The organism is Arthrobacter sp. NPDC058097, assembly GCF_042884885.1.
GTDB lineage: Bacteria > Actinomycetota > Actinomycetes > Actinomycetales > Micrococcaceae > Arthrobacter.
Genome location: NZ_JBHVSZ010000010.1, coordinates 1 through 13,897, shown reverse-complemented (window position 1 = coordinate 13,897; position 13,897 = coordinate 1). Strand labels below are relative to the sequence as shown.

Here is a 13,897-nt window from a genome sequence, read left to right as displayed (position 1 = left end):
GGCTACGGCCTCAATTCAATGACCGTCTTGCCGATTCTCACGGGTACACCAAGGTCCACGGGCAGGGCCCTGGTGAGCTGCTGGTCGGCCAGATAGGTGCCGTTGGTGGAGCCGAGGTCCTCGATGAACCAGCGGCTTCCCTGGGGAAAGAGCCGGGCGTGCCTGCCGGAGGCGTAGTCATCCTCGAGGACCAGCGTGGCCTCCTGTGCCCGGCCCAGCAGGATGGGGCTGGCCGCCAACGGGACCGTACGGCCCTTGAGCGGGCCTTCGGTGACCAACAACTGGCGGGCCTGCTGCTTGACCGGCGCCGGAGCCGGTTCGGCGAGTTCGGGATTCTTGCGCACCTGCCGTGCTGTGGGGGCCCCGGTGGCGGCCTTGCGGCCGATCATGAGGTCCCGCCGCATGGCGGAGACGATGCTGAAGATGAGGACCCAGAGAAGAAGCAGGAACCCGAAGCGCAGGGCCGTGATGGTCAGTTCGCTCATGGGCGGCCGCCATTGTTGGCGGGCAGGAGGCGGAAGATGATTTTGGTCCGTCCCATCGTGATGGTGGAGCCGTCGGTGAGCTCCATGCTGCCGGCCACTTTATGTCCGTTGACGTAGCTGCCGTTGGTGGAGCCAAGGTCGACGGCGGTGGTGGTTCCGCCGTGGGTCTGGATTTCCAGATGCCGGCGGGAGACTCCGGTGTCGTCCACCAGGATGTCAGCCTCTGATGAACGGCCCAGGACGACTGAGGGCGCATTGAGTGAATACCTCTGGCCGTCAATGTCCAGGACAGGCTGCAGCCGGACCGGCTGGCGGCTTGGCGCTGCCGGGACGTTGGCCCGCGGGGCGTCCGGGGCGGAACCGGAGGACTTCTCGGTCTTTGAGGTGATCTCGAAGTCGCCGGGCCGGTGGGATTCGTCCCGCCTAAACGAGATGCGGACCGGACCCTGGAGGATGTAGCCCTGGCTGCGGACGTGGTTGATGACGACGTCGCAGAGTTCCTCGGCCAGCGGCGTTCCCCATTCCTGGGCGCGCTGGAAATCCTCGTCGCTCAGGAGGACATCGAAAACGTTGGGCACCAAGGTGCGGCCGGCGGCGATGGTGATGGCCTTGTGGTCCACTTCGCGGCGGAGGCGGCTCGCGATTTCCACGGGCTCAACCTGGGCTTTGGAGCCGGTGGAGAAGACGCCGCGGACGGCCTTTTCAATGCCGCGCTCGACCTTGTCCAGCAAACCCATGGTCTTCTCCTTTCCTTGCTGCTGAGGGACAGCACGTCCCGTGGAACTCATTCTGGCAACGCAGTCACAACAAAACACCGTGCCCGCTGAAGCGGGCCCCTATGTAATCGATACTACTTGCCACGTCTGCGAAAGACCTTAATCCACAACGCGCCGGGAACCCGATTCGTTCACGTTTCCCCAGCGAATGTGGGCGCGATCACAGCCGCGGATACCGCCTCGGCCGCGGCGTCGGGGGTCTCCTGGCCCCTGCCCTGCCGGGGATAACCCGGCCGTAAAGTGGCTCCGATGCCCCGATTAGGAATTTGCGGGGAATGTCCGTTATGCTTGATCTCGCTGCTTTTACGAGGTACAAACCGGACTCCGGTTGGGCCGAGTGGAAGAAGTTGCGCGCGAGTGGCGGAACGGCAGACGCGCTGGCTTCAGGTGCCAGTGTCCGAAAGGGCGTGGGGGTTCAAATCCCCCCTCGCGCACGCATCAGGACCCCGGGAAATCGATGATTTCCCGGGGTCCTTTCTTTGTTTCAGCCGGCTAGTTGTTTCAGTCGATGCCCTCTAACCCCGACAGCCCGCTACCCCTGCTAGTTTGCGGCCAGTGCTGCGTTGACCAGCTTGGCGAGTTCCGGCGCCGCACTCGCTGCCACGGTTCCCGCCGCTCCGGTTTTGACGACTGTGGCCGCCAGTGTGCCTTTAACACCCGTCACGGTGAGTACGGGGTCTGCCAGTACCTCGCAGGCCTTCGGCGTGATGACGGCGTTCTTGAGCAGTTCCCGGGCGACGATAAGCCCCTGGTCCACCTGGGCCGCGGGAACCACGGTCAGGGCCCGTCCCTGAGCGTCCTTAAGTCCTGCGACGATCGCCGTGAGGTCCTCGTTGGTGTAGGACTTCGCGGAAGACGTCGGTGCGGCGGACGCGGAGGATGGCTCCGCCGTCGTACTTGTTTCTGGTGAAGCGCCGGAAGGTGCTGCGCCGCTCGAAGCGGACGTGTTGGACGGCTCTGCCGTGCTTGAAGGTGCGGGTCCGCCGCAGCCCGCGAGGAGCTTGAACCGGTGTCATGGCCCGGCCGCGTGCGATTGCTCCGAGCGTACGACGCCTGTCCTTTCAACGCCAGAGCGCCGGCGGCCCAATCACACCGCATGCGGGAAAAACGCCGCGGGGCGGGTGCCGGAATTCCGGCACCCGCCCCGAAGGCTGTGGATGGCCTACTTCGCCGTTGACGGCTCCATCCGGGTGGCGCCTGGCGCCGATGCCTTCCCGGTGACATCGCCGGCCGGTTTCCGCTCCTTGAGGAAGTACACCAGGATGGCTGCCACCGTTGACGCCGCGGCGAGGGCGAACAGGCCGGGCACCACGCTTCCGGTCTGCTCCTTGATGATGCCGAATCCGAAGGGGGCCACGAAGCCGCCGAGGTTGCCCAGCGAGTTGATGACGGCGATGGCGGGGGCGAGGACCAGCGGGTGCAGGGCCGACTGCGGGATGGTCCAGAACAGCGGCGACGCGCTCTTGAAGCCCATTGCTGCGATGGCGAGGAACACCAGGGCAAGGACCGGGGTAGCGACGGCTGCCGCGAGGGTGCCGACGGCGGCCACGAGGAGTGCGGCAACCAGCAGCGGGCGCTTGGACTTTGCCTTGTCCTGCCACCTGGCGGCGAAGTACATGGCGAAGACGGCGCACACCCAGGGGATGGAGGAGAGGAAACCGACGCTCAGGTCCGTGGTGCCCGGGATCTGCTTGACGATGGTGGGCAGCCAGAACGTGTTCGCGTAGATGGAGAGCTGCACCGAGAAGTAGATGCCGCACAACAGGAGGATCTGCGGGTTCAGGAGCATCTTCCAGCGGTTGACCTTGCCGGCGTCGGACTTGGTGTGCTGGGCGTCCTCCTGGTCGATTGTCGCGGTGAGGGCAGACTTCTCGCCGGCTGTGAGCCACTTGGCGTCCTGGATTTTTGCATCAAGGAAGAAGAACACGATGATGCCGACGACGACGGACAGCACGCCTTCGAAGCCGAACAGCCACTGCCAGCCGCGCAGACCCAGGACGTCATGCAGGCTCAGGAGCAGGCCGGCGATGGGGCCGGACAGGGCAGCGGCCACCGAGGACCCGGCGATGAAGACGGCCGTCGCCTTGCCGCGCTGGCCGGCGGGCACCCAGCGGGCGAAGTAGAAGATCACAGCAGGGAAGAAACCGGCTTCCGCCGCACCCAGCAGGAACCGCAGCACGTAGAACATCATCTCGTTCTGGACGAAGGCCATGAGGAAGGACACGATGCCCCAGCTGACCATGATCCGGGTCAGCCAGATCTTGGCACCGTACTTTTCCATCATCACGTTGCTGGGAAGCTCGAAAATGGCGTAGGCGATGAAGAACAGCCCGGCACCGAAGCCGTAGGCCGCGGCACCGATGCCGACGTCAGCCTGAAGATGGTCCTGGGCGTAGCCGATGTTGGACCGGTTCAGCTGGTTGCACACCAGCATGACCAGCATGACGGGCAGCACTCGCCGGAAAAACTTCTTCATGGCCGAAGCCAGATCCGTGACAGCGGTGTCTACAGACTGCATGGGGGAATCCTCTTTGATAGAGCAGCAAGATCACGCTGTGGGGACGACGGGGCAGGCCGTTGTGGTCCTCACCACAGCACCTTTTAACTGTAAGCAGTAGCTTTCATGCCCGTCCAACACACATGTTGCATGGCGTGATACCCATGGGGCACTACTGGCGCCCCTAATCCCGCCCGGCCCGGAGCCTGCGCCGCGAGTTGGCCAGGTGGTTGCGCATCGCCGCGGACGCCGCGGCGCCGTCGCTGTCTGCGATGGCGGCGAAGATGGACCCGTGTTCGTGCACCACTTGTTCGAAGTGGTCCCGCGCGTAATGCTCGACGCCGGTCATCAGCCGGGTGCGCGGCATGGCGATCATGGTCTGGCCGAGGGAGGCGAGGCAGTCCGTATAGAAGGGGTTTCCCGAGGCGGCCGCGACGGCTTTGTGGAATTCGAAGTCCGCCTTCATCGCGTGGGCCGGGTGCTCGACGCTGTCAGTGAAGTCCGCCAGCGCCTGCCGCAGGGCGGTCAGCTGCCGCTCGGTCCGGTTTCCGGCGGCCAGTGCCGCCGCTTCGGTTTCGACGCCGATCCGGAATTCCAGCAGATGGAGCCGGTCTTCGGCGGTGACCACAGCCCTGGGCTGACCCGACGCCGGACCAGCCGTGGGCGGGGTCAGCGCAAAGCTGCCCCGCCCACGTTCGGTTTCCACCAAACCCTCTGCCTGGAGCCGCGTGAGTGCGGACCGGACGACCGTCCGGCTGACGCCGAACTCGCCGATGAGGGTGTTTTCGCTCGGAAGCTTCTCGCCGGGCTGGATAACGCCGTCCACAATGCGGGTGCGAAGGTCGGCGGCGAGGTCCGCGGTGAGGTTCCGGCTCATGGGTTCAAGGTTACGCGCCGAATTCCGCGGTCTCGGTGGTCCACGCGCGGGCCTGGTCGCTGAGGCTGACGCCGAGTCCCGGGCGGTCCGGAACGATCATGCGGCCGTCCTTGGTTTCGAGGCGTTCGTTGAACAGCGGGTCCAGCCAGTCGAAGTGCTCCACCCACGGCTCGCGCGGGTAGGCGGCGGCGAGGTGCAGGTGAATTTCCATCGCGAAGTGCGGGGCCAGGCCCAGGCCGCGTTCGTCTGCGAGGGCGGCGAGGCGGAGGAACTGGGTGATGCCGCCGACGCGCGGGGCGTCGGGCTGGATGATGTCGCAGCCGTTGGCCGCGATGAGGCCCTTGTGCTCGGCCACGGAGGCGAGCATTTCGCCGGTGGCGATGGGGGTGTCCAGGACGTGGGCGAGGTGCGCGTGGCCCTCGAAGTCGTAGGCGTCCAGCGGCTCTTCGATCCAGATCAGGTTGAACTCTTCGAGCTGGCGGCCCATCCGCAGTGCCGTGGCGCGGTCCCACTGCTGGTTGGCGTCAACCATGAGGGGGACGTCCCAGCCGATGTGTTCGCGGATGCCGGCCACCCGGCGCAGGTCCTCCTTGGTGTCCGGGAGGCCCACTTTGATCTTGATGCCGCCGATGCCTTCCTCGACGGACTGCGTGGCGCGGGCCTTCACCTCGTCGAGGGTGGCGTTGAGGAAGCCGCCGGAGGTGTTGTAGGTCTGGACGGAGTCGCGGTAGGAACCCAGGAGCTTGGCCAGGGGCAGGCCGGCGCGCTTGGCCTTGAGGTCGTACAGGGCGATGTCGATTGCGGCGAGGGCCTGGGTGGCGACGCCCGAGCGGCCCACTGACGCGCCGGCCCAGAGCAGCTTGGTGTAGAGCTTGCCGATGTCGTTGGGGTCCTCGCCGATGATGCCTTCGGCGACTTCCTTCGCGTGGGCGTACTGCGCAGGACCGCCGGCCCGCTTGGAGTAGCTGAAGCCGAGGCCGGTGTGGCCCTGTTCCGTGGTGATCTCGGCGAAGAGGAAAACCACCTCGGTCATGGGCTTCTGCCGGCCGGTGAAAACCTTCGCGTCGCTGATCGGGACAGCCAGCGGAAGGCGGGCGGTGGAAAGTTTGACGTGCCGGATGAGATCGACGGTGCTCATTGGGTTCTCCTTGGAAGTAGGGGCAACATCGCCCGTTCAACATAGGATACAAGTTGGCTACTTGTAATACAAGCTGCCGGGAAGCTGCAGCGCGGCGGCCGTAGCACTTTGGAAATACCGCGCACTGTTATTGCCCCCGCCCGTAGTCTGTTTACATGCCTCGTTTTGCGCTTGATATTGACTCCGTCCCACGCCCCGGTCGCTCCCAGTCGCTGCTGGATGCCGTGAACCACCGGGTGGTCATTGCCGACGGGGCCATGGGCACCATGCTGCAGGACCGGGAACTGTCGCTGGAGACTGATTTCCAGGGGTTGGAAGGCTGCAACGAGATCCTCAACGACACGCGTCCGGACGTCATCGCGGACATCCATGACGCGTACTTCGCGGTGGGGATCGATGCGGTCGAAACCAATACCTTCGGCGCGAACTGGTCCAACCTCTCCGACTACGGCATCGACGACCGGATCGAAGAACTCGCCCGGAAGGGTGCGGCGATCGCGCGCGAGCGTGCCGAGGCTGCGGAAGCCGCGGACGGACGGATGCGGTGGGTCCTGGGCTCGATGGGGCCGGGCACCAAGCTCCCCAGCCTGGGGCACACCAGCTACGACTACCTCAAGCGGACGTTCGCGCTCCAGGCCGAAGGCCTCATCGACGGGGGAGCGGATGCCTTCCTCATCGAGACGAGCCAGGACCTCCTGCAGACCAAGGCCGCGGTCAACGGCTGCAAGCAGGCGATCGTGGCGCGCGGCGTCCGTCTCCCGATCTTCGTTGAGGTGACTGTCGAAACCACCGGAACCATGCTGATGGGATCCGAGATCGGAGCGGCGCTCACCGCGCTGGAACCGCTCGGCGTCGATGCCATCGGGCTGAACTGCGCCACCGGGCCGGATGAGATGAGCGAGCACCTGCGCCACCTGTCCAAGCAGTCCTCCGTGGCGATCGCCTGCATGCCCAATGCAGGCCTGCCGGTCCTCACCGCGGACGGCGCACACTATCCGCTGTCGCCTGTCGAACTCGCCACCTCGCACGAGCAGTTCGTGCGCGAGTTCGGCCTGGGCCTGGTGGGCGGATGTTGCGGTACGACGCCGGAACACATGGCCGCCGTCGTCGAGCGCCTTGCGCCTTTTCGCAGCACCGCCGCCGTCACCGGCGGCGGGAGGGGTGCCGACGGCGGCCGCGTTCCCACCGAACGGGAAGCGGGCATCGCTTCCCTGTACCAGCATGTGAATTTCGACCAGGAGTCCTCCTACCTCGCCATCGGTGAGCGCACCAACGCCAACGGTTCGAAGGCCTTCCGCCAGGCGATGCTCGAAGAGCGTTGGGATGATTGCGTCGATATTGCCCGCGAGCAGATCCGCGTCGGCGCGCACCTGCTCGATGTGTGCATTGATTATGTGGGGCGCGACGGCGTGGCCGACATCAAGGAGGTCGTCTCACGTTTCGCGTCCGCATCCACGCTCCCGCTGGTCATCGACTCCACCGAACCGCCCGTGCTGCAGGCCGGGCTCGAACACATCGGCGGCCGCCCGGTAATCAACTCCGTCAACTATGAGGACGGCGACGGCCCGGACAGCCGCTTCGCGCGCATCATGCCGCTCGTGAAGGAACACGGCACCGCCGTGATCGCACTGACCATCGACGAGCACGGCCAGGCACGCACCACCGACGGCAAGGTGGCGATCGCCTCGCGCCTCGTCGACGCCCTGGTGAATGAGTGGGGGATGCGCGTCGAGGACATCATCGTCGACTGCCTCACCTTCCCGATCGCCACCGGCCAGGAAGAGACCCGCCGCGACGGCATCGAAACCATCGAGGCCATCCGCCAGATCACCACAAAATACCCGGGCATCCACACCACGCTCGGCGTCTCGAATGTGTCCTTTGGCCTGAACCCCGCGGCGCGGATCGTCCTGAACTCGGTGTTCCTGCACGAGGCCGTGGAGGCGGGCCTCTCCAGCGGCATCATTGACGCGGCCAAGATCGTGCCGCTCGCTTCACTGCCTGAGGAGCAGCGCAAGGTGGCGCTGGACCTCGTGTGGGACCGCCGCGAATACGACGCCGACGGCAATGTCACGTACGACCCCCTGGCCAGCATGCTGGACATGTTCGCCGGCGTCGATACCGCAGCGCTGCGCGACCAGCGCGCGGCGGAGCTTGCGGCGCTGCCCACCGGCGAACGCCTGCAGCGGCGCATCATCGACGGCGAGGGCAAGGGCCTTGAGCAGGACCTCGACCTTGCGCTCGGTGAGGGCATGACGGCGCTCGGCATCATCAACGACCAGCTGCTCGAGGGCATGAAGGTTGTGGGTGAGCGCTTCGGCGCCGGCGAGATGCAGCTGCCGTTCGTGCTGCAGTCGGCCGAGGTGATGAAGACGGCGGTTGCGCTGCTCGAGCCGCACATGGAGAAGTCGGATTCCTCGGGCAAGGGCACCATGGTGATCGCCACCGTCCGCGGCGACGTGCACGACATCGGCAAGAACCTGGTGGACATCATCCTCACCAACAACGGCTACAAGGTGGTTAACCTCGGCATCAAGCAGCCGATCGCCGACATCATCGCTGCGGCCGAGGAGCACAACGCCGACGTCATCGGCATGTCCGGGCTCCTCGTGAAGTCCACGGTGGTGATGAAGGAGAACCTTGAGGAGCTGCAGGCCCGTGGCCTGGGGAAGAAGTGGCCGGTGATCCTCGGTGGCGCGGCCCTGACCCGCGCTTACGTCGAGCAGGACCTTGCGGGCCAGTTTGACGGTGAGGTCCGGTACGCGAAGGACGCCTTCGAGGGCCTTTCGCTAATGGAGCCGCTGGTACGTGTTGCGCGCGGCGAGGCGCCCGACGCCGTCGGCCTTCCACCGCTGAAGAAGCGGATCCACCGGACGGGTGCGAAGGTCACCTTGACCGAGCCGGAGGCGATGCCCGGGCGTTCCGACGTCGCCTCCGACAACCCCGTGCCTGCGCCGCCCTTCTGGGGTACACGCATCGTCCGCGGTGTCGCCCTCCACGACTTTGCCGCTTTCCTCGATGAGCGCGCCACGTTCATGGGGCAGTGGGGGCTCAAGCCCGGCCGCGGCGAGGACGGCGCCTCCTATGAGGAGCTGGTGGAACGGGAGGGCCGGCCGCGCCTGCGGTACTGGATGGACCGCATCCTCGCCGAGCAAATGCTCGACGCGTCGGTCGCCTACGGCTATTTCCCGGTGGTATCCGAGGGCGAGCAGATAGTGGTGCTGCACCACGGTACGGATCCCGATGGCGTACTCGGGACCGCGGGACTTCTCGCCCCCGACGGCGGCTCAGGCGGTCCGATAGGCACCGAGCGGCTGCGTTTCGACTTCCCCCGCCAGCGCCGCGACCGGCACCTGTGCCTGGCCGACTTTGTGCGCTCGCGTGAATCGGGGCAGGTGGACGTCCTGCCGGTGCAGCTGGTCACCGCCGGCGGGAATGTGGACGAGGTGACCGCGGAGCTGTTCAAGGGCGATCACTACCGTGATTACTACGAGCTCAACGGCCTGGTCATGCAGCTCACCGAGGCGTTTGCCGAGTTCTGGCACGCGCGCATCCGCTCGGAGCTGGGCTTCGCGGCCGAGGAGCCGAAGGACAAGGCCGGCCTGTTCAAGCTCGACTACCGCGGTGCGCGCTTCTCGCTCGGATACCCCGCATGCCCTGACATGGAGGACCGCCGCAAGGTGGTGGAACTGCTGCACCCCGAGCGGATGGGCGTGATCCTGAGCGACGAGCTGATGCTGCACCCCGAACAGTCCACCGACGCGTTCGTGTTCCACCACCCGGAGGCGAAGTACTTCAAGGTGTGAGCCGACCCTGGTCCCCGGCCTGATTGGATTGGGCTGCAGTGGATTGGGCCCGGGCGGATTGCCCGCCCGGGCTTCCGCCGTGGCCTCCGCGCTGGCTTCCGTCCGGGGTGGAGACCGGCTTGACCCGCCGCAGTGCGGCGAGAATGGCCCTCCCCACCACAGCGATGCCGATGATCGTGGTGACGGCCCGCAGGGTGTCCCATCCCGCCGTCGAGGTCAAAAGCGAGTAGAGCAGGAAGCTGCTGAGATTGGTGGCCAGCGGCGCGCCGGGCACGTAGGAGATGCCGGTGCCGGCCCCGACGGCGAAAGGCCAGAACCACAAGTTGGTCAGCAGGCCGAACACGTAGGATGCCACGATGCCGTAGCCGCACAGCATCCAGAGCTCCGCTTTTCCCCGCACTCGTTTGGGGAGCATGCCCGCCCCGGCGCCCACCCACGCGCAGGCGAAGATCTGGAACGGTGACCAGGGGCCGATGCCGCTCCACAAGGCGCTTGAGACGGCGATGGTGGCGGCGCCGAGGAGCATGCCGAAACGCGCACCGAAGGCGCGGCCGGCCAGGATCAGCAGGATAAAGACTGCCTCCACGCCCCCGACGCCGGTGCTGGCCACCCGCACCGCCGAGCCGATGGCGGCCAGGACACCGAGCAATGCCACCGTGTGTGCGGAGCGGACCGAGCCGTCCAGCGACACCACGATGGCGACGACGGCAAGGGGCGCCATGGCCAGCGCCGCGTAGGGGACGGCCGCGGCGGCATCCTCCGGGAGGGCTGCAGCGAGCAAGGGCCAGCAAAATGCACCGAGGGCCAAGAGGTTTGCAGCGGCGAGAACGGTGAGCTCGGCGGCCCGCGGCATCTGGATGCGGCGGGCCTTTCCGGCGTCGGGAAGATCCGTTGGCCGGTCGGTGAACCGTGGTGCTGCGGGGCGTGGAGTTGCGGTGCGCTGCGTTTCGATGAGCTGCGCTGTGACGGCGCCGGGCGGAGCGTCTTCTACAGGAGAAGAGGGGGCGACGCCGTCGCGCATCGGCAGGATCCGGGCGCCGAGGCCGTACGCAAAGTCGAGGTCGTGGGTGGCGATCAGGACCGCTGCGCCAGCGTCCGCTGCGGCCCGCAGCGCCGCCGAGACTGCCGTGCGCGCCGCGGGATCGAGTCCGCGGGTCGGCTCGTCGATCAAGAGTACCTGGGGGTTGTCCGTGGTCTGCAGTGCGATGGCCAGGATCCTGCGTTCACCCGCGGAGAGATCCCGGGGATGCTCGTGTCCAATGGGAATCCGGACGTCTCCCCGCAAACGGGCAAGGCGTGAAGCAGCGTCGCCAGGCACAGGTGGTGCGCCGCTCTTTCGGCGCGCCTGGCGCCGCTCTGCCGCTCGGAGCTCGGCAGCGACGGTATCCCTGGTGAAGAGGTCGTCGGAGGCGTCCGGGACGAGGGCTATGCGGCCGCCGTCGACTGTGTTTTCACCGGGCGTGCCTTCATTGCGCCTGCCTTCACCGAGGGCGAGTGCCACAAGGAGGGACGACTTCCCGGCACCATTCGGCCCCACCAGGGCGACCACTTCGCCGCGGCGCAGGGACAGCGAGGCATCGCGGACGAGCGGCTTGCCGTCGCGGTGCACCGCCAGGTTTGTGGCCGTCAGCACGGGCGCGTGCTGTACCGGCGGGTCCGCCGGCTGTGGCGGCGTTGGGCGGTGGGCGACCGGATGCGAAGGCTCGGGAGCAACACCCGGCACCAGGGCGCCGTCGTCGATGTGCCACCACGAGTCTGCAACGGGTGCCAGCGGCTCCGCCCGGTGCTCCGCCACGATGACGCAGACGCCCGCGTCGCGGGCTAGGGCGTTGAGCACGGCGATGACGCGGCCGCGTGCTGCGGTGTCGAGGTCGGCGAGGGGCTCGTCAACCAGGAGGAGGGCCGGATGCTCAACTATGGCGGCGGCGATGGCTACGAGCGTTGCCTCACCCGCGGAGAGGGTGCTGAGGTTCCGGTCCAGCAGCGCCGACACCCCGACGCGTTCCGCGACCTCCAGCACCCAGGTTTTGGCGGTTGCGGATGCCACGCCGCGCAGCTCAAGTGCGAGGGCAATTTCGTCCAGGACCCGGGTGGTGGCGAACGCGGCGCGGGGATTCTGCAATACGACGCCGACGAGGCGGGCAGTGTCGCGCGGCGGAGCGGTGGCACGGTCCGCTCCTGCGATCCGCAGGATGCCGGATATTTCTCCGCCGTCGACGTGGGAGAGGAGGCCCGCGATGCCCCTCAGGATCGTGGACTTTCCGGAGCCCGTGGGCCCGGTGATGACGGTGATTGATCCGCTCGGCGGCGAAAAATCGGCGACGCGGAGCTGCGTGGCAGCGATCCGGAATTGTGCGTCCCGGATAAGAATCGGTGCCTCGATGCCGCGGGCGGGCTGGTGTGCTGCCCGGCTGCCGAAGCCGCGCAGCTCCAGGGCCGCGGCAACCCGGCTGGCGTGCTCAAGGGTGCGCTCGAGCACGGGAACAAGGGCGCGGGGTCCGAGGCGTTCGCCGCGCAACCGGAATGCCAGGCGCACGGAGTTCACGGCGTCGGAGAGGGCCGGGAGCGCCGCCCAGGCCACCACAAGCATCCGGGCTATGCCCTGCATGGGGCCGCCGCGGGCCAGGTGCACGAAGCCGCGGGCCACGTCCACCCAGGCGTTGAGGATGCCGAAAGCGAGGATCATCCCGGCAATCGGCAGGGCGGACAGGACCGCCTCCCAGAGGCCAGGCGCCGTTACGGGACCGAGGAGGACCACATGGGCGTACGGGGCAGGCAGCGGCACCGGCGGTATGTCGAGCAGAACAGGGCTGCCGGTGCCCGCCCCGTTAAAGAGGATGCGGTAGACGACCCGCGCCGCGATGAAGACGGCGGCGAGAGCCGCCCCTGCGCGTAACGGCGCGGGTCGAAAGGTCACGCCGCGGGTGCGGCCGGTGCGCCGTCGACCGTGTAGAGCAGTTCCAGGCTCTGTCCCGGGCTCACCTTGAGCGTGGCGAGGCCCTCCTGTGCGTAGGCCCACGCACCGGTGGCGGGCTTAACCCAGAGCGACCAGTAGGCGAAGGCGGCGGGCATCTTCTTGCATTCTTCCCGGTACGTGCCGCCCTTGTGGGTGATGTCGAAGTCTGCGGCGGGAACACCGTTCACGCGGCACACCAGTTCCTTGGGGTATTGGTCGGTACCCTCGGTCTTCACCTTGGCCGCCTCGAGCACCTTGGATGCGAGCATCGGCGCGTCCGCAGGCACGCAAACGGACGTGTCAGCGGCAGCCTGCTTTAGTGCGCCCGAATCGACGATGACCTTCACCCCGGCGCAGGGCTCGGCGGCGGCGCTGGATGAAGCCGTTGCGGTTGCCGTTGCGGCGGACGCAGGGGCGGAGGTAGCGGGCTGGGTGGTGGCCGGCGCGGAACACGCGGCGAGAGTAAACAGGAGACCGGCGGCGGCGAGGGAGCTCGCGGCGGCGGTGCGGATCTTAGTCAAAGTCACGAGTCAAGGGTAGGTCGTTGCCGGCCCGGAACCGGATGCCGTCGCGTTGTGTGACGTTGGGTATCCGTTGGCCAACCCGACAGAGGCGTGGCAGGTCAACCTTGCCCCCGAACCTTGGCCCAGGATGACAAGCGGGTGTCACCAGCAGGTTGCTGGTGACACCCGTGGTTCGCCGCCCCCTCACAGCAGTTGTTGTCAGGCTGTGCGGTGTTTTCGCAGGGCCTTCAGTACCGCTGCGACTCCTACGGCTGTCAGTACCCATGGGCCGCCGACGATGATGGGGTCGATCCACTGGTGGTTCACGTCCGCGCGTTTTTGGCCGTAGCGTGAGCGGACGCCGTGGGCGGAGAACTCGCTCTTGAGGCCGGTTTCGGTGACGGGGTTGTCGGGATGAAGGGTGGCGAAGGACTTTAGGTGGTGTTCCCAGGCGTCCACGCGGTCGGCGGCGATGAGCAGCAGCCAGTGCGCGGCCCGGCCCTCGCTGTATTTGTAGGCGTATTTTCGGATGGCACCGGAGGTGCCCTTGGGTGGGGTGGAGGTTCCGAACACGGGCGGCAGCATGGCGTGCTCGACGGATCTCTCGCGGGGCCATTTCTCGGGCTGGCGTTCGGGGAAGTCCCAGTGTGCGCCGGTTTCGATGCCGGGTTGTTCCCGGGGGTAGGAGGGCCGGTCGGCCGGGTCGAGGTCAGCGCCCCAGCCCGGGATCCGTGCGCGCAGGGTCTCTGCGGATTCCTTCAGGGCGGGTTTGCCGGCAACGTAGGGTGTGGCGGTCTCTGTCATGGTGCAGGTCTCCTTTCAGGACTGGCCGGCGACAACGAGGGGCTTGATGATGTTG

10 protein-coding genes and 1 tRNA gene are annotated in these 13,897 nt (G+C 67.0%); 2 read left to right on the top strand and 9 right to left on the bottom strand.

What is annotated here, in order from left to right; all coding sequences use genetic code 11:
- Positions 1 to 2: 2 nt before the first annotated feature.
- Together ACFVTE_RS17155 and ACFVTE_RS17150 are read right to left on the bottom strand one after the other, a co-directional pair.
- Positions 3 to 485, bottom strand: a complete 483-nt coding sequence (locus tag ACFVTE_RS17155; RefSeq protein ID WP_387102377.1) for an FHA domain-containing protein — start codon at positions 483 to 485, stop codon at positions 3 to 5.
- Positions 482 to 1,222, bottom strand: a complete 741-nt coding sequence (locus tag ACFVTE_RS17150) for an FhaA domain-containing protein (RefSeq protein WP_387102375.1) — start codon at positions 1,220 to 1,222, stop codon at positions 482 to 484. The genes ACFVTE_RS17155 and ACFVTE_RS17150 overlap by 4 nt, the downstream gene beginning before the upstream one ends.
- Before the next feature lie 390 nt (positions 1,223 to 1,612).
- On the opposite strand from ACFVTE_RS17150, the gene ACFVTE_RS17145 reads away from it, so the two are divergent.
- A tRNA-Leu gene (locus tag ACFVTE_RS17145) sits at positions 1,613 to 1,695 on the top strand.
- Between the two features lie 107 nt (positions 1,696 to 1,802).
- Here ACFVTE_RS17145 and ACFVTE_RS17140 read toward each other — a convergent pair.
- From ACFVTE_RS17140 to ACFVTE_RS17125, 4 genes are all read right to left on the bottom strand, one after another.
- The gene (locus ACFVTE_RS17140; protein WP_387102372.1) at positions 1,803 to 2,036 is read right to left on the bottom strand and encodes a hypothetical protein; all 234 of its coding nucleotides are present in this window, start codon (positions 2,034 to 2,036) and stop codon (positions 1,803 to 1,805) included.
- 387 nt (positions 2,037 to 2,423) lie between these two features.
- The gene (locus ACFVTE_RS17135) at positions 2,424 to 3,779 is read right to left on the bottom strand and encodes an MFS transporter (protein WP_387102371.1); all 1,356 of its coding nucleotides are present in this window, start codon (positions 3,777 to 3,779) and stop codon (positions 2,424 to 2,426) included.
- A gap of 163 nt (positions 3,780 to 3,942) precedes the next feature.
- A complete protein-coding gene (locus ACFVTE_RS17130; protein ID WP_387102369.1) occupies positions 3,943 to 4,635 on the bottom strand; it encodes a FadR/GntR family transcriptional regulator in 693 nt (230 codons plus the stop codon).
- Positions 4,636 to 4,645: 10 nt separating this feature from the next.
- Complete coding sequence (locus ACFVTE_RS17125) at positions 4,646 to 5,773, bottom strand: mandelate racemase/muconate lactonizing enzyme family protein (RefSeq protein WP_387102366.1); 1,128 nt, start codon at positions 5,771 to 5,773, stop codon at positions 4,646 to 4,648.
- A gap of 155 nt (positions 5,774 to 5,928) precedes the next feature.
- Between ACFVTE_RS17125 and metH the strand changes: the two genes are divergently transcribed.
- Positions 5,929 to 9,579 (top strand): methionine synthase, encoded by a 3,651-nt coding sequence (gene metH, locus ACFVTE_RS17120; RefSeq protein WP_387102365.1) that lies wholly within the window; start codon positions 5,929 to 5,931, stop codon positions 9,577 to 9,579.
- On the opposite strand, the gene ACFVTE_RS17115 is transcribed toward metH, so the two are convergent.
- The 3 genes from ACFVTE_RS17115 to ACFVTE_RS17105 form a co-directional block, all read right to left on the bottom strand.
- Entirely contained in the window at positions 9,569 to 12,496 is a 2,928-nt protein-coding gene (locus ACFVTE_RS17115; protein ID WP_387102363.1) for an ATP-binding cassette domain-containing protein, read from the bottom strand. The genes metH and ACFVTE_RS17115 overlap by 11 nt on opposite strands.
- The gene (locus tag ACFVTE_RS17110; protein ID WP_387102360.1) at positions 12,493 to 13,062 is read right to left on the bottom strand and encodes a hypothetical protein; all 570 of its coding nucleotides are present in this window, start codon (positions 13,060 to 13,062) and stop codon (positions 12,493 to 12,495) included. Before ACFVTE_RS17110 ends, ACFVTE_RS17115 begins: the two co-directional genes overlap by 4 nt.
- A gap of 195 nt (positions 13,063 to 13,257) precedes the next feature.
- On the bottom strand, positions 13,258 to 13,842 hold the full coding sequence (locus tag ACFVTE_RS17105; RefSeq protein ID WP_387102357.1) for a hypothetical protein: 585 nt from the start codon (positions 13,840 to 13,842) through the stop codon (positions 13,258 to 13,260).
- Positions 13,843 to 13,897: the final 55 nt, after the last annotated feature.

What these genes read in the sequence shown, in the direction of transcription:
- ACFVTE_RS17125 (WP_387102366.1), bottom strand. Translation starts at nt 5,773, where the DNA reads ATGAGCACCGTCGATCTCATCCGGCACGTCAAACTTTCCACCGCCCGC.
- ACFVTE_RS17130 (WP_387102369.1), bottom strand. Translation starts at nt 4,635, where the DNA reads ATGAGCCGGAACCTCACCGCGGACCTCGCCGCCGACCTTCGCACCCGC.
- ACFVTE_RS17150 (WP_387102375.1), bottom strand. Translation starts at nt 1,222, where the DNA reads ATGGGTTTGCTGGACAAGGTCGAGCGCGGCATTGAAAAGGCCGTCCGC.
- ACFVTE_RS17155 (WP_387102377.1), bottom strand. Translation starts at nt 485, where the DNA reads ATGAGCGAACTGACCATCACGGCCCTGCGCTTCGGGTTCCTGCTTCTT.
- ACFVTE_RS17105 (WP_387102357.1), bottom strand. Translation starts at nt 13,842, where the DNA reads ATGACAGAGACCGCCACACCCTACGTTGCCGGCAAACCCGCCCTGAAG.
- ACFVTE_RS17135 (WP_387102371.1), bottom strand. Translation starts at nt 3,779, where the DNA reads ATGCAGTCTGTAGACACCGCTGTCACGGATCTGGCTTCGGCCATGAAG.
- metH (WP_387102365.1), top strand. Translation starts at nt 5,929, where the DNA reads ATGCCTCGTTTTGCGCTTGATATTGACTCCGTCCCACGCCCCGGTCGC.